The 20,834-nt window shown below is 70.4% G+C and carries 20 protein-coding genes and 1 pseudogene; 15 read left to right on the top strand and 6 right to left on the bottom strand.

Annotation, left to right across the window (positions count from 1 at the left end):
* Window positions 1-2: 2 nt before the first annotated feature.
* Window positions 3-953, bottom strand: coding sequence for a HAMP domain-containing sensor histidine kinase (locus tag AQJ67_RS42450; RefSeq protein ID WP_062725232.1), 951 nt, complete (start codon window positions 951-953; stop codon window positions 3-5).
* A 313-nt stretch (window positions 954-1,266) separates the two neighbouring features.
* Between AQJ67_RS42450 and AQJ67_RS42445 the strand changes: the two genes are divergently transcribed.
* The 4 genes from AQJ67_RS42445 (at window position 1,267) to AQJ67_RS42430 (ending at window position 3,519) form a co-directional block, all read left to right on the top strand.
* Window positions 1,267-1,578 (top strand): TraR/DksA C4-type zinc finger protein, encoded by a 312-nt coding sequence (locus tag AQJ67_RS42445; RefSeq protein WP_062725197.1) that lies wholly within the window; start codon window positions 1,267-1,269, stop codon window positions 1,576-1,578.
* Between the two features lie 46 nt (window positions 1,579-1,624).
* Window positions 1,625-1,999 carry a TraR/DksA family transcriptional regulator gene (locus tag AQJ67_RS42440; RefSeq protein WP_062725195.1) on the top strand — a complete coding sequence of 125 codons (375 nt, stop codon included), beginning with the start codon at window positions 1,625-1,627 and terminating at the stop codon, window positions 1,997-1,999.
* Entirely contained in the window at window positions 1,996-2,832 is an 837-nt protein-coding gene (locus AQJ67_RS42435; protein ID WP_062725192.1) for a rod shape-determining protein, read from the top strand. The genes AQJ67_RS42440 and AQJ67_RS42435 overlap by 4 nt, the downstream gene beginning before the upstream one ends.
* A 78-nt stretch (window positions 2,833-2,910) precedes the next feature.
* Window positions 2,911-3,519 carry an Rv1733c family protein gene (locus AQJ67_RS42430; RefSeq protein ID WP_062725190.1) on the top strand — a complete coding sequence of 203 codons (609 nt, stop codon included), beginning with the start codon at window positions 2,911-2,913 and terminating at the stop codon, window positions 3,517-3,519.
* A gap of 41 nt (window positions 3,520-3,560) precedes the next feature.
* Here the strand turns inward: AQJ67_RS42430 and AQJ67_RS42425 are convergent.
* Window positions 3,561-4,007, bottom strand: a pseudogene (locus AQJ67_RS42425) (type 2 periplasmic-binding domain-containing protein); the annotation flags it as partial.
* Between the two features lie 494 nt (window positions 4,008-4,501).
* On the opposite strand from AQJ67_RS42425, the gene AQJ67_RS42420 reads away from it, so the two are divergent.
* The 3 genes from AQJ67_RS42420 to AQJ67_RS49990 all read left to right on the top strand — a co-directional run bounded on the left by AQJ67_RS42420 (window position 4,502) and on the right by AQJ67_RS49990 (window position 7,776).
* Window positions 4,502-7,039: a SpoIIE family protein phosphatase gene (locus AQJ67_RS42420; RefSeq protein WP_062725186.1), complete on the top strand. Its 2,538-nt coding sequence runs from the start codon at window positions 4,502-4,504 to the stop codon at window positions 7,037-7,039.
* A gap of 221 nt (window positions 7,040-7,260) precedes the next feature.
* On the top strand, window positions 7,261-7,428 hold the full coding sequence (locus tag AQJ67_RS49995) for a hypothetical protein (protein ID WP_244190789.1): 168 nt from the start codon (window positions 7,261-7,263) through the stop codon (window positions 7,426-7,428).
* Between the two features lie 177 nt (window positions 7,429-7,605).
* Window positions 7,606-7,776, top strand: coding sequence for a peptidoglycan-binding domain-containing protein (locus AQJ67_RS49990; protein WP_244190788.1), 171 nt, complete (start codon window positions 7,606-7,608; stop codon window positions 7,774-7,776).
* Window positions 7,777-7,850: 74 nt separating this feature from the next.
* Here AQJ67_RS49990 and AQJ67_RS42415 read toward each other — a convergent pair whose 3' ends face one another.
* On the bottom strand, window positions 7,851-8,444 hold the full coding sequence (locus AQJ67_RS42415; protein ID WP_062725183.1) for a peptidoglycan-binding domain-containing protein: 594 nt from the start codon (window positions 8,442-8,444) through the stop codon (window positions 7,851-7,853).
* A gap of 185 nt (window positions 8,445-8,629) precedes the next feature.
* Between AQJ67_RS42415 and AQJ67_RS42410 the strand changes: the two genes are divergently transcribed.
* Window positions 8,630-11,050 carry a glycoside hydrolase domain-containing protein gene (locus AQJ67_RS42410; RefSeq protein WP_107123132.1) on the top strand — a complete coding sequence of 807 codons (2,421 nt, stop codon included), beginning with the start codon at window positions 8,630-8,632 and terminating at the stop codon, window positions 11,048-11,050.
* 1 nt (window position 11,051) lies between these two features.
* Window positions 11,052-11,720: a hypothetical protein gene (locus AQJ67_RS42405; RefSeq protein ID WP_062725179.1), complete on the top strand. Its 669-nt coding sequence runs from the start codon at window positions 11,052-11,054 to the stop codon at window positions 11,718-11,720.
* Window positions 11,721-12,403: 683 nt separating this feature from the next.
* On the opposite strand, the gene AQJ67_RS42395 is transcribed toward AQJ67_RS42405, so the two are convergent.
* Complete coding sequence (locus AQJ67_RS42395; RefSeq protein WP_062725230.1) at window positions 12,404-12,826, bottom strand: secondary thiamine-phosphate synthase enzyme YjbQ; 423 nt, start codon at window positions 12,824-12,826, stop codon at window positions 12,404-12,406.
* Window positions 12,827-12,960: 134 nt separating this feature from the next.
* Between AQJ67_RS42395 and AQJ67_RS50925 the strand changes: the two genes are divergently transcribed.
* The 5 genes from AQJ67_RS50925 (at window position 12,961) to AQJ67_RS42375 (ending at window position 17,216) form a co-directional block, all read left to right on the top strand.
* The gene (locus AQJ67_RS50925; protein WP_349817350.1) at window positions 12,961-13,044 is read left to right on the top strand and encodes a putative leader peptide; all 84 of its coding nucleotides are present in this window, start codon (window positions 12,961-12,963) and stop codon (window positions 13,042-13,044) included.
* A gap of 117 nt (window positions 13,045-13,161) precedes the next feature.
* Window positions 13,162-14,046 (top strand): ABC transporter permease, encoded by an 885-nt coding sequence (locus AQJ67_RS42390; RefSeq protein WP_062725175.1) that lies wholly within the window; start codon window positions 13,162-13,164, stop codon window positions 14,044-14,046.
* Window positions 14,019-14,837 carry an ABC transporter ATP-binding protein gene (locus AQJ67_RS42385; protein WP_062725173.1) on the top strand — a complete coding sequence of 273 codons (819 nt, stop codon included), beginning with the start codon at window positions 14,019-14,021 and terminating at the stop codon, window positions 14,835-14,837. The genes AQJ67_RS42390 and AQJ67_RS42385 overlap by 28 nt, the downstream gene beginning before the upstream one ends.
* Window positions 14,838-14,939: 102 nt before the next feature.
* Window positions 14,940-15,965, top strand: a complete 1,026-nt coding sequence (locus AQJ67_RS42380; RefSeq protein ID WP_062725172.1) for an ABC transporter substrate-binding protein — start codon at window positions 14,940-14,942, stop codon at window positions 15,963-15,965.
* 153 nt (window positions 15,966-16,118) lie between these two features.
* Complete coding sequence (locus AQJ67_RS42375) at window positions 16,119-17,216, top strand: NAD(P)-binding domain-containing protein (protein ID WP_208615144.1); 1,098 nt, start codon at window positions 16,119-16,121, stop codon at window positions 17,214-17,216.
* Between the two features lie 190 nt (window positions 17,217-17,406).
* On the opposite strand, the gene mltG is transcribed toward AQJ67_RS42375, so the two are convergent.
* Together mltG and AQJ67_RS42365 are read right to left on the bottom strand one after the other, a co-directional pair.
* Window positions 17,407-18,261 (bottom strand): endolytic transglycosylase MltG, encoded by an 855-nt coding sequence (gene mltG, locus AQJ67_RS42370; protein ID WP_062725170.1) that lies wholly within the window; start codon window positions 18,259-18,261, stop codon window positions 17,407-17,409.
* 43 nt (window positions 18,262-18,304) lie between these two features.
* Window positions 18,305-20,092, bottom strand: a complete 1,788-nt coding sequence (locus tag AQJ67_RS42365; protein ID WP_063807421.1) for an ABC transporter ATP-binding protein — start codon at window positions 20,090-20,092, stop codon at window positions 18,305-18,307.
* 286 nt (window positions 20,093-20,378) lie between these two features.
* Between AQJ67_RS42365 and AQJ67_RS42360 the strand changes: the two genes are divergently transcribed.
* A complete protein-coding gene (locus AQJ67_RS42360; protein WP_062725166.1) occupies window positions 20,379-20,828 on the top strand; it encodes a MarR family winged helix-turn-helix transcriptional regulator in 450 nt (149 codons plus the stop codon).
* Window positions 20,829-20,834: the final 6 nt, after the last annotated feature.

Below are 20,834 nucleotides of genomic sequence, written 5' to 3'. Positions count from 1 at the left end.
GGTCAGTGCTTCCTGGATACGGGCGCGGTGAGCTGGACACGGGTGCCGGTCCCGGGCGCGGGGGCGATCTCCAGGCCGCCTCCGATGAGCAGGGCCCGCTCCCGCATGCCGCGGATGCCGGCGCCCTCACGGGCGGCCTCGACCCCACGGCCGTCGTCGGTGACGGTCAGCTCCGCGCTGTCGTCGGTGTGGCGCAGGGCCACGGTGACGTGTGCGGCGTCCGCGTGCCGGGCGGCGTTGGTCAGCGACTCCTGGGCGACGCGGTAGAGGACCAGTTCCGTCTCCGGTGCCAGGGCGGGCAGGTCGGTATCGAAACGGCGGGTGATCCGCAGCCCGGTGTGGGTGGCGAAGTCCTCGGTGAGCGAGGTCAGCGCGCTGATCAGGCCCAGGTCGTCCAGCACGCCGGGCCGCAGCCGGCGGACCAGGCGACGGACCTCGTCCAGGCTCTCCCGGGTGATCTCCTGCACTTCGTGCAGGTCCTTGCGCAGCGGCTCCGGCGCGTCGTCCGCCGCGCGCTTGAGGCCGAGCAGGATCGCGGTCATGGTCTGGCCGACCTCGTCGTGCAGTTCCTGCGCGATGCGGCGGCGTTCGGCCTCCTGGGCCAGCAGGGCCCGGGCGCTGCTGGTGGCCCGCTCCTGTTCGAGCCGCTCCAGCATCGCGTTGAACGTACGGATCAGCTCGGCGACCTCACGGCCGCCGGCGGCGGGCAGACGCTGGCCGGGGCGCAGCAGGTCCACGGTGGTCATCAGCCTGGTCAGCCGGTCCAGCGGGGCCAGGCCGAGGCGCAGCAGCGCGGCGTTGGCGACGAGCATGACGGCGAGACCGGCGACCAGGATGACCGCCTCGGTGAGCAGGACCGGCACGGACACGGTCACGGGGGCCCACAGCAGCAGTGCCGTGGCCAGGCCCAGCACCACGGCGTTCAGGGCGAAGATCCGCCAGAACAACGACACCGGCCGCACGCCTGCCCTTCCACCACCTCGGTTCACCTCCACTGTCGGCCATCAGGCGGCCCACGGCGTGTGCGACTCCGGGATGCGTGACTGACCTGGGGCCAGGCTGCCTCGTCCCGAGCGCGCCGTCGATGGGCGCTGACCCCCATTTCCCCGTACGCCCGCCACCCATGGGGCGGCCGTATGGGTCCCCTGCCCCGGGGGAAATGGAGTCCGCGACCGATAGGTGTCCGCGGCGCGTCCGGCCAGGGTGGAGGGCACCGGGGTGGAGGACGGACGTCCACCCCCGCCGAGACGAGAAGGGCACCGAATCATGTCGCTCGATGTCACCCGGGCCGAACCGCCGCTGCACGAGGCCCGTCAGCGCCTGGAACACGCCCGTGTCTCCCGGCTGGCGCAGCTGCACGCCCTCGGCGAGAGCGGGCACAGCGCGGACGATCCGCTCCGGTCCGCGCAGCTGACGGCGATGAAGCGGGTCCTGAAGGAGATCGAGGACGCCTTCGCCCGCATCGAGGACGGCACCTACGGAACCTGCGCGGGCTGCGCCAAGCCCGTCCCGGCGGAGCGGCTGGAGATCCTGCCGTACGCCCGTCACTGCGTCGCCTGCCAGCGTCGCGCCGTCTGAGAATCGTCCGTACCGACCTCCTACGCCCTGCCTCAAAAGGGGTGACGTGGTGAACCACCAGACCATCGACGAGAGCACGACGCAACTGTCGGCCGAGGACCTCGCCGCGCTGCGCGAGAACCTGCACGAGCAGCGGCTGTTCCGCCAGGAGCAACTGCGCCGTCTCACCGGGCCGGACACCTCCCGGGCGGACGACCGGGTCCGGCGGCGGGCCGCCTCGCAGATCGAGGTCCACGTCAAGCTCGTCGCGTCCGCCCGCATGGTCCTCGCCGATGTCGAAGCGGCCCTCACGCGGATGAACGAGGGTGGCTACGGCGCCTGCCACCTGTGCCGGCGCCCCGTCGACCGGGAGCGTCTGATGATCGTGCCGCAGGCCCGGTACTGCGCCCGCTGCCAGCAGGTCAAGGAGGCGGGGCGATGACCGGCACCCCCCTGCCGCGCACCGCCGTCGCCCGGCACCGGCCCTGGCCCTGGCCCTGGCCGGCGTGCCGGCGCTGCTGCGGCATCGCGGTTGACATGGGCAGTGCCCGTACCCGCGCCTGGATCGCCGGCAAGGGCGTGGTCGTCGACGTGCCGACCGTCGCCTTCCCCGGGACCGGCGCGGTGTACCCCGTCCGGCGCGGGACCATCGTCGACGCCGAGGGGTGCGGTCGGATGCTGGAAAGGCTGCTCGTCCATCGTCTGCCGCGCTCCACCCGTCCCCTGGTCATCGTCACGACTCCCGCCCTGGACGGCGTCGCCTACCGCGCCCGGGCGCGTGCCGCCGTGGAGGTGCTGGAGCCGTGCGGTGTGCTGACCGTGCCCAGCGCGCGCGGTGTCGCCGTGGCCGCCGGCGCGGACCTGTCCCGTCCGCTGCTGGTGGTGGACATCGGCGCCCAGCTCACCGAGGCGGTCCTGCTGAGCGACGGCGCCGTGACCGACGCCCACCACGCGGCCGTCGGCACGAACGACCTGGACGACCCGACGTCGGCGGAGCAACTCGTCGAGGCGGTGGGCACGATGCTGACCGGGATGCTGCGCCAGGACCGCACCTCCCTCACCGTCGACGCCCTGCACCACGGCGTCCTCCTGGCCGGCGGGGGCGCGCTGCGTCCCGACATCACCTATCACCTCACCGGCCGCCTGCACGCACCCCTGCGCGTGGTCCCGGCCCCGCACACCGCGGCCGTCCGTGGCGCCGCCCAGCTCCTCCGGTCCGCCCACGTCCACCCCTCGGCCTGCGCGTCCGTCCCGTCTCCCGGCCGACCCGACTAGGCCGCCCCCGTCCCCGCATCCGGTCGGCACCCCGCATCCGCCGCGTCCACGCCGAAGGGAGGAGCCTTGCCCGGTCGTATGCCCCCGTGGCCGCCTCCGCAGGAGCTGCCCCGGGTCATGTTCTGGCGCCTGCGGCGCAACCCCCTGCGCCGCCGCAGCGACCTGGCCCAGGCGTGGATCGGCCTCGGTCTGGCACTGACGGTGTCGGCGGGCACCCCTCTCGCGATGTTCGCGGCCGGCGACGCGGCCCACCGCCACTACGCCCGTACCGCCCAGCACCAGTCCGCGACCCGCCACCACACCACAGCCGTCCTCGTCGAGGACGCCCCGCGCCACCCCGAACCCGGCTCCGCCGAAGCGAGGAAGACCCGCTACCCCACCCCCGTCCGCTTCACCGACCCCGACGGAGACACCCACACCGCCGAGGCCGACGTCCAGCCCGCCCTGCCCAAGGGCAGCACCGTCCGCGTATGGGCCGACACCGACGGAAAGGTCACCGACCCGCCCCTGACTCCCCACCAGGTCCGCAACCACGCCATGGGCTCGGCCGTCATCGCCGCCCTCGGCGTCCACGCCGCCGCGGCCGCCGCGTACGCCAGCGCGGCCCGCGCCATCCAGCGCCGCAACCTCGCCGCCTGGGACACCGCCTGGGCCGAGACGGCACCCCGCTGGACCACGTCTCCGTAGCCCACCAGGCCTGACCGAGGAAGCTCAGCCGGACCTGACGGTCAAGGTCGGGCCATAGCCTCAAGTTCTCGTTTCAACCGGGCGATGGCGCTTTCCGGTGTCTCTCGCTGGGCCATGGCGTCGTTGACGACGGCCTGAACCGCGAGATTCACCTGGTCGTAACGCGGGGACTTGGGCCGCGGCTTCGCGGCCGGCACGGCCTCGCGCAGGGTGGGCAGATAGGGGCACTGCCGAATGAGCGCCGGGTCGCTGTAGAGGTCGGCCCGGACGGGAGGCAGGCCGCCGTCGGCCAGGACCTGCCGTTGGACCCGGTCACTGGGCAGGTACGCCAGGAGATCATTCGCCGAGGCACCGTGCCGGGAGTTCGCGTTGATCGCGAGATTGGAGCCGCCCAGGATCCCGGCTGCGTGGTCCCGCGTACCGGGCAGTGGCACCACGCCGAACTTGCCGGCGACTTCGGAGTCCGCGCCATTGGCCCCAGTCCAGGCGCCGGCCACGGTGATACGCGTACCGCTCAGCTCTTTGTTCCCACCGTATTTCTCGGCGAGTCCGGAGCATGCAACGCTGGAAACCAAAATGAGTGCGATACAGCTGGCGAGCGGGGTGTCTTGTCGACGCATTGTCGTTGATGTCCTTCCCGGGGCGGCGCAGTGGCGGTCTCACCGGGTGGGGTGGTGCTGCCGAGGCATGCGAAGGCCCGGATATCGGCCAGCGGAATGCACGCATGCTAAAGAGGGCTTCCCGAGGTCTCAACGAGCGCGCGCAAAGCGTGCACCTTCGGGCAGAGGGGCGCCTGCCGCCGGACAGCGGCCACGCGACCGCCGCGTCGGCGGCGTCCTCAGCGGCCGGCTCTTACCAGCCGTCGACAACCGCCAAGGCACCCGAGCGCGGTCAGGCCCGTGGGTACTGGACGGCCGCCCCGGCCCGGCACCTGTCCACGGGGAGCTACAGACCGTCCTAAAATGGAACAAATTATCCATCGATGATCGAGGGCAACGTGTCGGCCAACGGTGTGCCATCGAGCTTGTACCCGTTCGGTGCCGTAAGTGTCGGCGAAGCACCCGAGCGCGACGACGCGCTGGTCAGTGCCATCGTCGGTGCCGTGGAGCTGACCGGAGCACATACCGGAAGCGTGTTTCTGCTCTCCGGCGACCACCGCTCGCTCGTAGTGGCCGCGTCGTGCGGGTCGCCGCCCTCCCTGCTCAGCGGATGGCGTCGGATCCCGGTGAACGGCGGTCTGCCAGTGGCGGAGGCGTACCGCTCCGGGCGCATGGTCCATCTGGCCGGCGCGGAGGAGACGATGCGGCGCTTCCCGCAGCTCTCGGTCGCCCTGCCCTACCCGTTCGGCTCCGCATCGGTCCCCGTACGGGCGGGCGAGCGGACCTTCGGCACCATGGCCGTGGTGTGGACGGCCAGGCCGGACGGGACAGGGCTGTCGAGGGCGCAGCGCCGGAAGCTGCGCTCCGCCGCCGACCGGCTGGGCGCCACCCTCGCCGGACTGCGGGCCCGCGGCGCGCTCGGTGAGTACGACGAACGGACGGCTCCGGTAGTGGTCCCGCTGCCATCCGCCCCGGTGATCCGGGTGGGCCTGTTCGACTGGAATCTCGGCACAGGAGCCCTCACGGCCGACGACGAGCTGTGCGCGATCTTCGGAATGCCGCCCCGCGAGTTCGACGGACGGGCGGCCACCCTGGCGGCCATGATCGAGCCCGCTGATCTGCCCGGCTTCCGCTCCGCCGCCCGTGCCGCGGTCCAGGAACGCCACGTACTGGCACACTGCCTGCGCATCCGGGACGGCCGCGGAGGCCACCACGCCGTCGAGCTGTGGGGCCGGGTGCCCGAGAGCTCTGACGACCCTCAGGCCTCGGCCCATCTGGTCGGCGCCGTGCTCGGCTCCGGGAGCCACATGGCCGCCGTGGCGGCGATCGAGCAGCTCGCGGACGGCTTCTTCGCGCTCTCGCCCGACGGACGCCTCGCCTACGCCAACCACAGCATGGAGAATCTGCTGGGGGTCCGCCAGGACGAACTGCTCGGCCGACGCCCCTGGGACGTCCTGCCCTGGCTGGCCGATCCCGTGTACGAGGACCGCTACCGGGCCGCCCTGGTCTCCCAGCAACCGGTCTCCTTCCTGGTCCGCCGCCCACCGGCCACATGGCTGGTCTTCTCCCTCCACCCGGGCGCCCAGGGCATGACGGGGTGGGCGGCACCCGTGCGACAGCCCGTACCGGCCGACACCGGACCCGGGGCAGCCCTCGCGGAAGGGAGGCCGCCCGTCTCCTGGTCGCCTCCGCCCGCGGCCCCGCGCGTGGGTTCCCTCTACCGGGTGCTCACCCTGGGCAGCGCGCTCACCGAGGCGGTCACCGCGCACGAGGTGTTCGAGGCCGTCGCCGAGCAGCTGCTGCCCGCTTTCGGAGGCCAGAAGCTGGCCATCGCCGTGGTGGAGGAGGGGCGCCTGCGCCTGCTCGATCAGCGCGGCTACTCGAAGCGCTTTCTCGCCCGGTTCGAAGGCACTCCGCTGCATGCCCGGCTGCCCGTGACAGACGCGCTGACCTCCGGGGCCCCGTTGTTCGTCGAGTCCCGTGAGGAGCTTCTCGAGACCTACCCCGGGATCATGGTCAGTCAGTCCAACTCCTGGGCGTTCTTGCCCTTGATCGCCTCGAACCGCCCGGTCGGCGTCTGCCTGCTCGGCTTCAACGACGTCCACCGATTTCCCGACGAGGAGCGCGGAGTCCTCACCGCGCTGGGCGGTCTGATCGCCCAGGCCCTGGAACGCGCCAGGCTCTACGACGCCGAATTCGCCCTCGCCCGCGGCCTGCAGAACGCGCTGCTGCCGCACCGGCTGCCCACGCTGCCGGGCCTTGGTGTCACCGGGCGCTATCTTCCGGGCACCCGAGGGATGGACATCGGCGGCGACTGGTATGACGTCATCCCCACCGGCGACGAGGTCGCGCTGATCGTCGGGGACGTCGAGGGGCACAACGTGGCCGCCGCGGCCGCCATGGGCCAGCTGCGCAGCGCGGTGCGAGCCTTCGCCACCGCCGGCCACCGGCCGAGCGACGTCGTCGCCAACACCAACCGGCTCCATATGGACCTCGACCCGGCGCTACTCGCAAGCTGCTGCTACGCCCGCCTCCATCCTCGCTCGGGAGTCGTGCGCATCGTCCGTGCCGGCCACGTCCCGCCCTTGCTGCGCCTGCCCGACGGGCAGGCCGAAATCCTGGATGTGCCCGGCGGCCCTCTGCTCGGCATCGACACAGCGGCACACTTTCCGGAGTCGGAGCTGCACCTCGTACCCGGGTCGGTCCTGGCCTTGTACACGGACGGACTGATCGAGAGGCGTGACTCGGACATCGATTCCGACATCGACCGGCTCCGGGCGTCACTGGCCCGCATGGGCGGGGGCCGCCTGGAGGATCTGGCCGACGCGCTGCTGCGGAACGCCCGCCGTTCCGCCGACAGGGCGGACGACATCGCCCTCCTGCTCACCGAGTACGCCCCGCCACCGCAGACGGCGACATAGCCGGCTTCCGCACAGGCCGGCTTCGGCGCGTCGCCGTGAAGCAGCAGGCTCTCCGACGCCGCTGTCCCCTGCCCCGGATCTTCCGGTACGCCCCCTGGTGACCCGACGGGTCCCAGGTCCTGGCGCTGTCCTTGTTGGCGGCCGTGGTGATACGGAAGGGGGCCACATATCCACCGGCCGAACGGCCGGAGGAGGCTCGGTCGCGGCTTGCCGACTGCAACGTGGCCGCCGAACTCAAGGGCACGCACGCGTACGCGCCTCCGTTCGCGACCCCCGAGGACTGCCTGGCCGCGAACCACGCCGAGCGTCCCACCGCGCAGGAACTGCCACGCCTTCGCCCCCGGCGACGCCCCGCACTGGTCGGCGCGCTCGTGGCGGCGTCCTGCTGAGCGCCACGACCGTGGCCCACGCCCTCTGGGACGAGGCCCCAGCCGCCGCGTCCGCACCGCCCACCTGCGAGAAGCCCACGGTGTACGAGGACGAGAAGTACGGCCGCGGCTACACGGTGGGCGAGAACGGGACATGGGAATTCACCATCAAGCGCGGCGACGGCGGCACCCAGGTCCGTGAACTCCAGTGCCCTGCTGCGGCACCTGCACGGCATCACCGAAGTCGGCGAAGTAGATGGCGACTTCGGCCCCATGACTCACGGAGCTGTCATCACCTTCCAGAAGCGGGCGGGTCTGGACGCCGACGGATCCGTCGGCCCGCAGACCCGCAAGGCGGAGGAGGCCTGACACCTGACGCCGGCGGCTGACCACCTGGGCCACCGCCAGACGGACCACCTCCTAGGAAGTACCGGGGCGGGACGCTAGTGGCTGATGGTCTTGACCCGGTGGAAGATGCGGGTGCCGGTGCTGTCGTAGACATGGACGCCGTCGCCCTGCATGACCTTGTGGAAGTGGTAGGCGCCGCCGTCCTGGGACTTGGTGGTGTCGCCCCGATGGAGCTCTACGAACCCGAAGAGGCCGGCGCTCTTGTAGCGCACGGTCGAGCCGACCCAGACGAGCCGGTCGTCGGCCTTACTCCAGGTGGCGTCCCCGACCATGCCGTCGGCGGTGAGCCCGCGACTCTGCTGCCACTCGATGGTGGCCGCCTTGGTCTTGGGCCCGAAGGTCCCGTCGGCCTCATGGAAGTCCAGGTAGTGCTCGGCGACCAGGATGGCCTGCCAGAGCACGACGATGTCGGTGTTCGACGACTCCCCGCAGCCGTAGCACAGCGAGTTGCCGAGTTCCTCGAAGTGGTCGCCGAAGTCGTCGGTGAGGGCGCCCGCGCCGTCGACGAACGTGGTCCCGTAGGAACCGGAGTTGCTCGCGTAGGCCGCCTGCGCCGAGCTCATGGGAAGTACGGTCGCGATCGTCGCGCTCAACGCGACGAGACCCAGCTTCCACCGTCTGCTGTTCATGTGTCTCCCTTGTATCGGATCAGTCGGGTGCTGTGCTTGCAGCGCACAGGATTGCCGATAGTGACGCCGAGGGGACCCTGCAATCTTCGAGGTTCCCCAAGCCCCCCTCATGAGTGACGGTCTGACAGCGGGGTGTCGTGCGCGCCCCTCTGGTCTCGGAACGAACCCGATGGGGGACATATCGCATGGAAGATCCCAATGTGCTCGCGGCTCAGCAATGGGTGAACGCGACCTACGAGGGCGTGGCCGAGGGCTACGTCCGCTGCACCCCGGACGGCAGCACCGGATGGGAGACGGTACTCAGCCTCACCCAGGGCCTCCAGCACGAACTGGGGATCTCGCCGACCGTGCGGAACTTCGGCCCCGGCACGTTCAGCAAGCTCGAGGCGCGCGGCGGCATCCGTCCCTCCGAGACCAACGCCAATCTGGTCAGCATCATCAACTACGCGCTGTGGTGCAAGGGGTACCGCGGCGCCTCACCGGCAAGTCAGTGGACCGCGACGACCACCGATTCGATGAACGAGCTGATCGGCGACGCCGGGTTGGCGTCGGCTGCCACCATCTCCAACATCCCCACCAGGCTCCTTGTGCAGTTCATCAAGGCGCTCATGCGCATGGACCAGTTCCGGCGCGTGTCCGGCGGCACGGAGGAGATCCGGAAGTTCCAGCAGCATCTGAACCAGGTCTACGTGTACGGCGAGGACATCACCACCATGGACCTCGCTCCGTGCGACGGCGTCTACTCGCGTGATGTGCAGCAGGCCGTGATGAAGGCCCTCCAGTTCGAGATCGGCATCCCACGGTCGGAGATCGGCGGGTACTTCGGCTCGAACACCAAGGCGAAGCTCAAGGAGCAGCCGGCGCTCGGCGTGGGCAGCAAGGGCAACCTGGTCCACTTGTTCACGGCCCTGTGCGTCTTCAACTCTCCGGTCGTCGACGGCGAGGAGGAGACCACGACGCGTATCCGCAGCGACTACATCGACCTGACGGAGATTTTCGTCCGGGCCTTCCAGAGGTTCAGCCAGATCACCGTGACCGGCAAGTCGGACTTCGACACCTGGGCGCAGCTCCTCGTCTCCACCGGCAACGAATACCGCACCACCACCGCGAGCGACCAGGCAGCCCCACTCACCCTCGCCCGGGCGCGGGCGCTCAGTGACGCCGGGATCCAGATCGTGGGCCGTTACCTCGACGAACATCTCGACCCGGGCGATGAGCACTACCTGGGGAAAGCGCTCACCAGTGCCGAGCTGAGCGACATCATCCGCGGCGGCCTGAGCGTGTTCCCGATCTTCCAGTGGAACGGCACGGTCAAGGCCAACTTCACCTACGACAAGGGATTCGAGCAGGGCTCGGTGGCCGAGGACAGGGCTCGGGAGTTCGGCTTCGGCCAGGGCACCTGCATCTACTTCGCCGTGGACTTCGACGCGACGGGGGCGGACATGGATGCGGTCCTCGACTACTTCCGTGGCGTGCGCGCGGCCCTGGGCCGGACGAACCGCTACACCTACGGCGTCTACGGCTCCCGGAACGTGTGCATCAACGTCACCCACCGCGTCGGTGCCACTTGGTCGTTCGTGTCCGGCCTCTCCTGGGGCTTCTCCGGCAACCTCGGATACCCGCTGCCCGCGAACTGGTCGTTCAACCAGATCCGCAACGGCACGTTCAGCTACGGCAGCGGCAGTTTCGGCGAAGCGTGGGAGATCGACCGGAATGTGTGGCGCCGCTTCTCCGACCGGGGCACGTCCGTCCTGAATCCCACCGGGTCACCCGCACAGGATTTCATCGGCCTCATCGAGCGTCTGACCACAGCCGCCCTGGAATACGACGCGGGAATCGACCCCGTGAAACTCGTCTGTATGTTCTTCCGGAAGGACAAGTACAACTCCTCCTCCTGGAGGGTGCTCCTGGAGTCAGGAGTCGACGAGGGCTGGATAGCTCATCTGGCGGAGCAGGGGCTGACCCTCGCCGCCAGGAGGGACTTCACCGATCCGGTGACCGGGTCCCCCATCGGTACGGAGCACCTCATGGCGACCCTGGAGATGTGCCTGAAGTACCCCTCGACAACCGACCTCGTGACGGCGGGGGACATCGGTGGCTGGGCCGGTGACCTCGCGTCGTTCTACGAACAATGGCGCGAAGCCAAGGAGCAGTACCCGAACCCCATGCTCTACGCCCAGGACTACCTCGGAAGACGTGACACCGTATCCAAGTTCGCGAACGTGGACTGGGTTCAGGACGCCGACGCGTTCAACATCATGCGGCTCATGAGGGCGGAGGAGCTCAGTCTCCCCAGGGCGATCGCCCGCTACTACGGCACCGACAGTCCGGCAGCCGGCGACCGGGTCTGCCAGCGGCGCTACTCGCTGTTCTACGGCGAGCGTTTCGACAGCGACAGCACGAAGACGCAGGTCCTCGCGAGGAACATGCTCCTCGGTGAGAACTCGGCTGTCGAAGCGATCGGGGGATCGTGGTACCTGAGCGGCGGCTTCGGCCTCGGCTCGGAGGACCGTCCGGGCAACATCGACCCGGCCAAGCTCAGCAGTTTCGTGCTCGCGTACGCGTGGGAACTCGAGGAACGCGCCGATGCCGAGAAGGGCATATGACATGACACTGACACGACGAGCCGTACTCCTTTCCGCCGGCGCTCTGGGCGCGGGCCCCACGCTGAACGGCGTCCTCACCGGACCCGCGGCCGCGGCCGCGCCCGGGGCCGAACCCTCGGCCGAGACCAAGTGGACCGCACGGCGCAGCGACAACGGCTGGGCCATCGACCCGGATGCCGTCGACTCGTTCCGCGTCGAGGGCTCCCCTGCCACCGTGCGGCTGCACCGCGATGCGTCGGCGGTGCTCCTGCACGTGGCGAGACGCTGGCACTACGAGGTGGTGCCGCTGCACAGCTCCCGGGACGCCCTGGGACATCGCACCGACCGCGCCGTGCGGGCCGCGTACGAGTCGAATTACCTCTCAGGCAGCGCGATCGCGCTGCTCGGGGCGGGCGACGGCCTGTGGCCGCACCAGGAGGCGATCGTCCGCGACATCCTGGCCGACTGCGGCGGCGTGGTGCGCTGGGGCGCGGACCTCTCCCCCGCCGCCGCGTGCCACTTCCAGATCGACGTCGGGCCGGATGCCAAGCCCTTCACTCAGCTCACGAAGGCCCTCCGCGACCGCGCCGTGCACCACAACGGCCCACGCCCCGGCGCGGTGGAGGACCCGGCCGCACCAGAACGCCGCGCCAAGGCACGCCGCCTGGCCAGGACTCAGAGCAAGAACTGACAACTGTCGTCCTGCGCTCGGGACGATGGAAGTTCGGCCTCGGCCTTCTCGCCGCTGGTCTGGTCGACGGTACTGATCGCCGCCCCGGCACGGGCCATATCCGCCAACTCAGGGGTGCGGGACCTCACCGACGACTTCGGTGACCACTTCTCGGAGGTCTGCCACTGCCTGCACCATGGATGGGCTGACCCCAGCACCGACAACATCATGCTGCCGTGGCTGGCCCGTCCGGCTGCGCGTACTCATAGCCAACGGGGCACATGGCCGCCGAGATGGCTGGGGCACATGTCTACGCCCCAGCCTTCACGACGCCTGCCACACGCCGCGCGAACTACTCAGGCCCGAGCTCACCGAGCGGGGAACGCGGGTCCCGACCGACCGCCGACATCTGGGCCTTCGGCGTCCCGGCCCGCCAGGCGCTCGCCAGCTGCCCCCTGCAGGAGTCCGCCGCGCCGTCCAGCACATCCGAAGCTGAGAGCCCCCAGGCGTCCCCACGTCCTGTGACGTCGAGTCAAGCCACCTTGCGCGTAGTCGACTTGGGGGACCGGCAACACAGCAGCACCCTACCTACGGCTTCATTGTCACCGCGTCGCTCGATGTCGGCTGGGTGCCCAGTGGGTTGCAGAGTGCGAGCCAGACTCGTTTGGTACGGCCGGACCGCAGACCTACAGTCGGCACCCTCATCACGCAAGGAACGACAACCGCACCTGCCGACGAGGATTGTCCTTGTTCGTATCGACGAGGCACACCGACTGCCACGTCCCGAGCTCCAGCCGTCCGTCGATCACCGGCAGTGTCGCGTGGGGCGGGACGAGGGCCGGGAGGACGTGGTCGCGGCCGTGGCCGGGGCTGCCGTGGCGGTGTTGCCAGCGGTCGTCGGCGGGCAGGAGGGTGTGCAGGGCGGCCAGGAGGTCGTCGTCGCTGCCGGCGCCGGTTTCGATGACGGCGATGCCGGCCGTGGCGTGCGGGACGAAGATGTTCAGCAGACCGTCGCGGCCCGCGGCCGCCTCCCGCAGGAAGGCCTCGCAGTCGCGGGTGAGGTCCACGACCCGCTCCGAGGAGCCGGAGGCGACGTTCAGAACTCGGGTGGTGAAGGCGTCTGACATGTACTCCATCCTCGCCCATCCACCCAAGTTCACGAGGCAGGGGACGCCGACGAGACGGCCGAGCCGTGAAGCGCGAGGTCCACTTCGCGAGACACCGTTGACCATGACCTCGTCATCTGGCTAGCTTCTGCGGCATGTTGCGTTCAGCCCTGCTCACCACGCGCGGTCACATCGACCTGCTGCGGGTGGCCTCCGCCGCGTGTCGCCGCGGCTGCTGACGCCCCCTTTCTCCGCACCCCTCACCCGCGCTTCCCGCGTGCGCCTGCCCGGTTCTGATCCCGCCCGGCGGCGCTGAAGCGCGTCCCCGTTCACGCTCATCGCCCTCTGGAGCACTCATGAGCATCAGCCATGCCCCACCCGACTCTCCTAAGACGGATATATCCGTCAAGTCAGATCTTGAGCAGCCGGTATCAGCCGTCGAGGTCGTCCCCCTCCTCCCCGCCTCCTCCCGCCGCACCCGCGTCCCCCGCTGGCTGCGCCGCACCGCCGGCCCCGTCCTGCTTCTCCTGCTGTGGCAACTGCTCAGCAGCACCGGCGCGTTGACGGCCGACGTGCTCGCCTCGCCGGGCCGTATCGCCCAGGTCGGCGGTGACCTGATCGCCGACGGCTCGCTGGCCTCGGCCATGGGGACGTCCCTCCAGCGCGTCGCCGCCGGGCTGGCGCTCGGCACGCTCGTCGGGACCGGACTCGCGCTTGTCTCGGGCCTGTTCCGGGTCGGCGAGGACCTCGTGGACGCGCCCGTGCAGATGCTGCGGACCGTGCCGTTCGTCGGGCTGATCCCGCTGTTCATCATCTGGTTCGGCATCGGCGAGGCACCCAAGGTCGCCATCATCACGCTCGGCGTGACGTTCCCGCTGTACCTCAACGTCTACGCCGGTATCCGCGGCGTGGACACCCAGTTGATCGAGGCCGGGGAGTCCCTCGGGCTGTCCAGGTGGGGTCTCGTACGGCACGTCGTGCTGCCCGGCGCGCTGCCGGGCGCCCTGACCGGCCTGCGCTACTCGCTCGGCATCGCCTGGCTCGCACTCGTCTTCGCCGAGCAGGTCAACGCCGACTCCGGCATCGGGTTCCTGATGGTGCAGGCGCGGGACTTCCTGCGGACCGACGTGATCGTGGTCTGCCTGATCGTCTACGCCTTCCTCGGCCTGCTCGCCGATTTCGTCGTCCGCTCTCTCGAAAGGCTGCTGCTGCAATGGCGACCGACGTTCACCGGCCGGTGAGTCCCCGGGCCGCACAGGCCGGACCGACCACGCAGGCCGGACCGACCACGCAGGCCGTACCCGTCCCACAGGCCGTACCCGTCCCACAGGCCGTGCACGTCGACGGGCTGACCCGCTCCTTCGACGGCCGTGCCGTCATCGACCGGCTGCGACTCGACGTCCGCCCGGGCGAGTTCGTCGCCCTCCTCGGCCGCAGCGGCTGCGGCAAGTCCACCCTGCTGCGGATCCTGGCCGGCCTCGACCGTGACATCGAGGGCACCGTGCTGGTACCGCGCCGCAAGGCCGTCGCCTTCCAGGCGCCGCGGCTGATGCCGTGGAAGAAGGTGTGGCGCAACGTGCTGCTCGGCCTCCCGGGCAAGCCCGACCGTGCCGTGGCCGAGCGGGCATTGAAGGAGGTCGGCCTCGACCACCGTACGGACGCCTGGCCCAAGACGCTCTCCGGCGGTGAGGCCCAACGCGCCTCGCTCGCACGGGCGTTGGTCCGAGAGCCCGATCTGCTGCTGCTCGACGAGCCGTTCGGCGCGCTCGACGCGCTCACCCGGATCAAGGCCCAGCGTCTGGTGGGCGAGTTGTGGCAGCGGCGCGGCTGCGCGGTCCTGCTCGTCACGCACGACGTGGAGGAGGCCGTACTCCTCGCCGACCGCGTGCTCGTGATGGACGACGGGGTCATCGCCCACGAACAGCGCATCGACCTCGACCGCCCCCGCGACATCACCGACCCGCGGTTCGCCGAACTGCGCGCCGGACTGCTGGAGCGGCTCGGCGTCGACACCGCCGCCGAAGCCGCCTGAACCCGCCTGAACCCGCCAAACAACAAGCGCCCCACACACAACAAGCGCCCCACAAAAACAGCGAAGCCCCTCTACTCCTCAGTTCCACAGAACGGATCCGTCATGCGACGTCGCCTCGTCCCCGCCGCGCTGCTCCTCCCCCTGGCCCTGCTCCTGTCCGCCTGCGGCGGCAGCTCGTCGGCCTCGACCGGTGGCGACACCGACGGCTCGGGCTCCCTCACCCTGAACGTCGGTGACCAGAAGGGCGGTTCGGAGGCCATCCTGCGGGCCGCAGGAGAGCTGAAGAACCTCGACTACAAGATCAAGTGGTCCACCTTCACCTCCGGTCCGCCACTGCTGGAGGCCGTCAACGCCAAGGCCGTCGACATCGGCGGGGTCGGCAACACGCCGCCGGTCTTCGCGGCGGGCGCGGGTTCGAAGATCACTGTGGTGGCCGCCTGGCACGGCACGTCCAAGGGTGACACCATCCTCGTGCCGAACGACTCGAAGCTGAGCGGGACCAAGCAGCTCAAGGGCAAGTCGGTGGCCGTGGCCCAGGGCTCCTCCGCTCACTACCAGCTGGTCGCCTCGCTGAAGCAGGCCGGGCTGAGCCTGAGCGACGTGAAGGTCAAGTACCTGCAGCCGGCCGACGCGCTGGCCGCGTTCACCTCCGGCAAGGTCGACGCGTGGGCGGTGTGGGACCCGTACACCTCGCAGGTGCTCAAGGGGAAGCAGGGCCGCGTGCTGACCACCGGTGACGGCATCACCAACGGCCTGACCTTCCAGGTGGCGGCGCCGGGCGCGCTGAAGGACAGGAAGAAGGCCGCCGCGATCAAGGACTACCTGGAGCGCCTGCGGCGGGCCTACAAGTGGGTCTACACCCACGAGGACGAGTGGGCGAAGGTCTGGTCGAAGGAGACCGGGCTGCCCGAGGACGTGGCGCTGGCCGCCGTGAAGCGGACGTACACCACCCGGATCGCGGTCGCCGTCGACAAGCCGCTCATCGCCTCCGAGCAGGAGATCGTCGACGCCTTCGCCGATCTGAAGCTGATTCCGAACAAGGTCGACTTCGGCGGCTTCACCGACACCCGGTTCAACGGCGACCTGCCGCCGTCGACCACCGCGTCCCGCCCCTCGGAAGGTTCGTGACACGAGGGTCGATGCTCGTCGCGAGCGGCGCCGACGGCCGGGGGCGGGGGCAGGGGGCGGCCCGGGGGGGGCGGGGGGCGGCCCGGGGGGGGCGGGGGGGGCGGCCCGGGGGGGCGGGGGAAGATCCTTGCCTTCGAGGCTGTTAGTAGAAGCGTGAACGATATCGAGACGGTCGAGTCCGTCGACGTGGTCGTCATAGGCGCTGGTCAGGCCGGTCTCTCCAGCGCCTATCACCTGCGGCGCACCGGCTTCGAGCCGGACCGCGACTTCGTGGTGCTCGTCCACTCCCCCGGCCCGGGCGGCGCCTGGCAGTTCCGGTGGCCGTCGTTGACGTACGGCAAGGTGCACGGGATGCACGCGCTGCCCGGCATGGAACTGACCGACGCCGCTCCCGAGCGGCCGTCGTCCGAGGTCATCGCCGAGTACTTCGACCGGTACGAGCGGACGTTCGACCTGCGCGTCCGGCGCCCCGTCGACGTGCGTGCCGTGCGCGAGGGCACGGACGGGCGGCTGCTCGTCGAGACCTCGGCGGGGACCTGGTCGACGCGGGCGCTGATCAACGCGACCGGCACCTGGGACCGGCCGTTCTGGCCGCGCTACCCCGGCCAGGAGACGTTCCGGGGGCGGCAGTCGCACACCGCCCAGTACCCCGGGCCGGAGGAGTTCGCCGGCCAGCGGGTCGTGGTGGTCGGCGGTGGGGCATCCGGCACCCAGCACCTCCTGGAGATCGCCCGGTACGCGGCCGCGACGACGTGGGTCACCCGGCGCCCGCCCGTGTTCCGCGAGGGGCCCTTCACCGAGGACGTGGGCCGTGCGGCGGTCGCGCTCGTCGAGGAGCGGGTCCGGCAGGGGCTGCCGCCGAAGAGCGTCGTCTCGGTCACGGGGCTGCCCCTGAACGACGCGATCCGGGAGGGGCTAACTGACGGGACCCTGGACCGGCAGCCCATGTTCGACCGGATCACCCCGAGCGGCGTGGAGTGGAGCGACGGGCGGCGCCTGGACGCCGACATCATCCTGTGGGCGACCGGCTTCCGAGCCGCCATCGACCATCTGGCCCCACTGCGCCTGCGTCAACCAGGCGGCGGCATCCGCGTCGAGGGAACGCGCGCGGTCGCCGACCCCCGCGTCCACCTCGTCGGCTACGGCCCGTCCGCCAGCACGATCGGCGCCAACCGAGCCGGCCGCGCGGCCGTGCGGGACATCAGGCGGTTGCTGGCGAAGGAGCAGGGGGCCGAATCGGTCGCCGCATGACCTCCCGTCGGGGGTGAGGCGCCTGGCAGGTGCTGCCGGGCCCCGCAGGGATGCACCAGGGAGCCGCAGGGATTCACCAGGGACCCGCAGGGATTCACCAGGGACCCGCAGGGATTCACCAGGGACCCGCAGGGATTCACCAAGGACCCGCAGGGATTCACCGGGGCCCCGCTGGGAGGTACCCCGTGGCTCACTTCGTCGGCTTCGGGGACGCCTTGCGTTGGGCCTTGTCGAAGTCGTCGACATTGCGCTGGTGTTCCGAGTAGTCGGCGGTGAAGCGGGTGTCGCCCGGCTTGACGGTGACGAAGTAGAGCCAGTCGCCGGCGGCCGGGTTGATCGCGGCGCGCATCGCGTCCTCGCCCGGGTTGGCGATCGGCGTGGGCGGCAGGCCCATGCGCTGGTACGAGTTGTAGGGGCTCTCGATCCGCGTGTCGGCGTCGCTCGTCCTGAGCGTGCGGCGGTTCAGGGCGTAGTTGACGGTGGAGTCCAACTGCAACGGCATGCCGCGTTCGAGCCGGTTGTAGATGACCCGGGCCACCTTGCCCATGTCGGCCTTCGTGGCGGCCTCGGCCTGCACGATGCTCGCGATGGTGACCGCCTGGTAGAGGTTCATCGCGTTGCGCTGCGCCCCGGCGGCGATCGGGGCGCCGCTGAACTTCTGGTTGGCGGCGTCGACCATGGCCGACAGCAGGGAGTCCGGCGTCGCCTTCTTGCCCGCGCGCTCCAGCGGATACGTCGCCGGGAAGAGATAGCCCTCGGGGTTGCCGTCGGCGTCGTTGGGCAGTTTGAGGTCGAGCTTCGCGAGGGACTTCTTGGTGGACCCGGGCGGCAGGGTGAGGGCCTTGTCGATGGCCTCGTAGACCTGGCTCGCGCGCCAGCCCGCCGGAATCACCAGCGAGGTCGGCTTCGCTTCCTCGTCCTCGCCCAGACTCAGCAGCGGCACCGCCACGACGGTGCCGGCCACGACGGCGCCGGCGGCGATCAGGGCGATACGACCCCGGCGCGTCAGTCGAATCGTGCTCCGTGACGGAGTGTTCATGTGCATGCGGGCACGGTAACCCGCACATGCTCACAAACCCGGCATAACGTCACCCCGTCGGCTCCAGTTGGGCGTCACGGCGGACCAGCGCCGCATACCGCCCGCCCCGCTCCAACAACTCCTCGTGCGTACCCCGCTCCGCCACGCTCCCGGCGTCGAGCACGACGATCTGGTCGGCGCCCCGAACCGTGGACAGACGGTGGGCGATGGTGACCGTGGTTCGGTTGGCGGAGAGGGCGTCGATGGCTTCCTGGACGGCGTGCTCGGTCCGGGTGTCCAGCGCGCTGGTCGCCTCGTCGAGGATCAGCACCGGAGGGTCGCGCAGGATGGTGCGGGCGATGGCCAGCCGCTGCTTCTCACCGCCGGAGAAGCGGTGGCCGCGCTCGCCGACGACCGTGTCGTAGCCGTCGGGCAGGGCCGCGATGTGGTCGTGGATCTGGGCCGCCCTGGCCGCCTCGTACAGTTCCTCGTCGGTCGCGTCCGGCTTGGCGAAGCGCAGGTTGTCGGCGACCGAGGCATGGAAGAGGTACGTCTCCTGCGAGACGACGCCGACCGCGCGGGCGAGGGTGTCGAAGTCGAGGTCGCGCACGTCGACCCCGTCGAGGGTGACCCGGCCGCCGGTCACGTCGTACAGCCGCGGCACCAGATGGCCGAGCGTGGACTTCCCGGCGCCGGTCGGGCCGACGACCGCGAGGCTGCCGCCCGCCGGGACGGTGAGGTCGATGCCGTCGAGGATCGGGCGGCTCCTGCCGTCGCCTCCGCCGTCGCCTCCGCCGTGGCCTTCGCCGTCGCCGTCGCCGTCGTAGCGGAACTCGACGTTCTCGAAGCGGACCTCGCCCTTGACCGCGTCGAGGTGGACGGGGTCCTTCCGCTCGGTGATGTCGATGGGCAGGTCGAGGTACTCGAAGATGCGCTGGAACAACGCGAGCGAGGCCTGGATCTGGACGCCGGTCGACAGCAGGCTCACGGCCGGGCGGAACAACCCCTGCTGGAGCGAGACGAAGGCGACGATCGTGCCGATCGAGACCTGTGGGCCGCCCAGTTGGAGGGCCGCGCCGGCGGCCCAGTAGATGACGGCGGGCATCGCGGCCATGACCATGCCGATGACGGCCATACGCCAGCGGCCGGCCATGTTCGACCGCACTTCGAGATCGACCAGCCGCTCGGACTCGTCCGAGAAGGCCGTGGTCAGCGAGTCGGAGCGGCCCATGGTGCGGCCGAGCAGGATGCCGCTGACCGAGAGCGACTCGGTGACGGTGGCGGCCATCGCGGCCATCTGCTTCTGCCGCTGGGTGGTGATCTTCTTGCGTTCCTTGCCGACGCGGCGGCTGATCCAGACGAACACCGGCAGCAGGAGCAGTGAGACGGCGGTCAGTCGCCAGTCGAGGGCGATCATCGCGACGATCGTGGCGACCACGCTGGTGAGGTTGGAGACCAGGGAGGTCGCGGTCGAGGTGACGGTGGCCTGCATGCCGCCGATGTCGTTGGCGATGCGGGACTGGACCTCGCCGGTGCGCGTGCGGGTGAAGAAGGCGAGCGACATGCGCTGGAGGCGGCCGTAGACGGCCGTGCGCAGGTCGTGCATGACGCGCTGGCCGACCGTCGTGGAGATCAGGGTCTGCAGGACCCCGAAGACGCCGGTCAGCATGGCGCTGAGGATCATGCCGAGCGCGAGCAGGCTGAGCAGGCCGGTGCGGCCTTCGGGGATGGCGACGTCCAGGATCGCCTTGAGGAGGAAGGGTGTGGCGACGCCTACGAGCGACGAGGCGCCGACGAGGAGGCCGACGACGGCCAGGCGTCCGCGGTAGGGACGGAAGAGTCTCAGGATGCGGCGCACCTGCCGGGGCTGCGGCTTCTCCGCGTTGTTCGCGTCGTCCGCATGGCTCGTACCGGGCTTGCTGCCGGCCTTGTTGCCGGCCTTGTTGCCGGCCTTGCTGGCGGCCTTGCTGGCGGCCTTGCTGGCGGCCTTGCTGGCGGCCTTGCTGGCGGCGGCAGGTGGCGTCCAGGTGGGTTCGTTGTCGGGGTGCATGGGCTCCTTCGGGGGTGTGGTGATGCGAGACTGGCGGAGCTTAGCTCATTGTTACCTATGCTCACAATGAATGTCGTCCTGATATTGTTCCCGCATGACCAGCCCCGATCCCGACGGCCCGCTCGCCGAGCAGCTGCTGCGCTTCACCCGCCGGGCGCACCGGATCCAGAAACGCCACCTGCTGGAGCGCGACCTGGGGGTCACCCCGGCCCAGTCACGCCTGCTGCGCACCCTCGCGCACTATGACTCGCCGCCCCGGATGGCCGACCTCGCCGAGCGCCTGGAGGTGGTCCCGCGCGCGGTGACGACGCTGGTCGACGGCCTGGAGGCGAGCGGGAAGGTACGCCGGGTGCCGGATCCGACGAACCGGCGGGTGATCCGGATCGAGCTCACCGACGACGGCCGGGGGGCCCTGCGGGAACTGCACGGTGCTCGTCGGTCGGCGGCGGAGGAGATCCTGGCGCCGCTGACGGACGACCAGCGGTCGGTGCTGGGCGAGTTGCTGGACACGCTGATCGACGGGACCGCCGCGCGAGGGTGCTGAGCACGA

Origin of the sequence: Streptomyces caeruleatus, from assembly GCF_001514235.1 — a bacterium.
GTDB lineage: Bacteria > Actinomycetota > Actinomycetes > Streptomycetales > Streptomycetaceae > Streptomyces > Streptomyces caeruleatus.
This window is presented reverse-complemented; position numbering and strand designations above follow the sequence as displayed.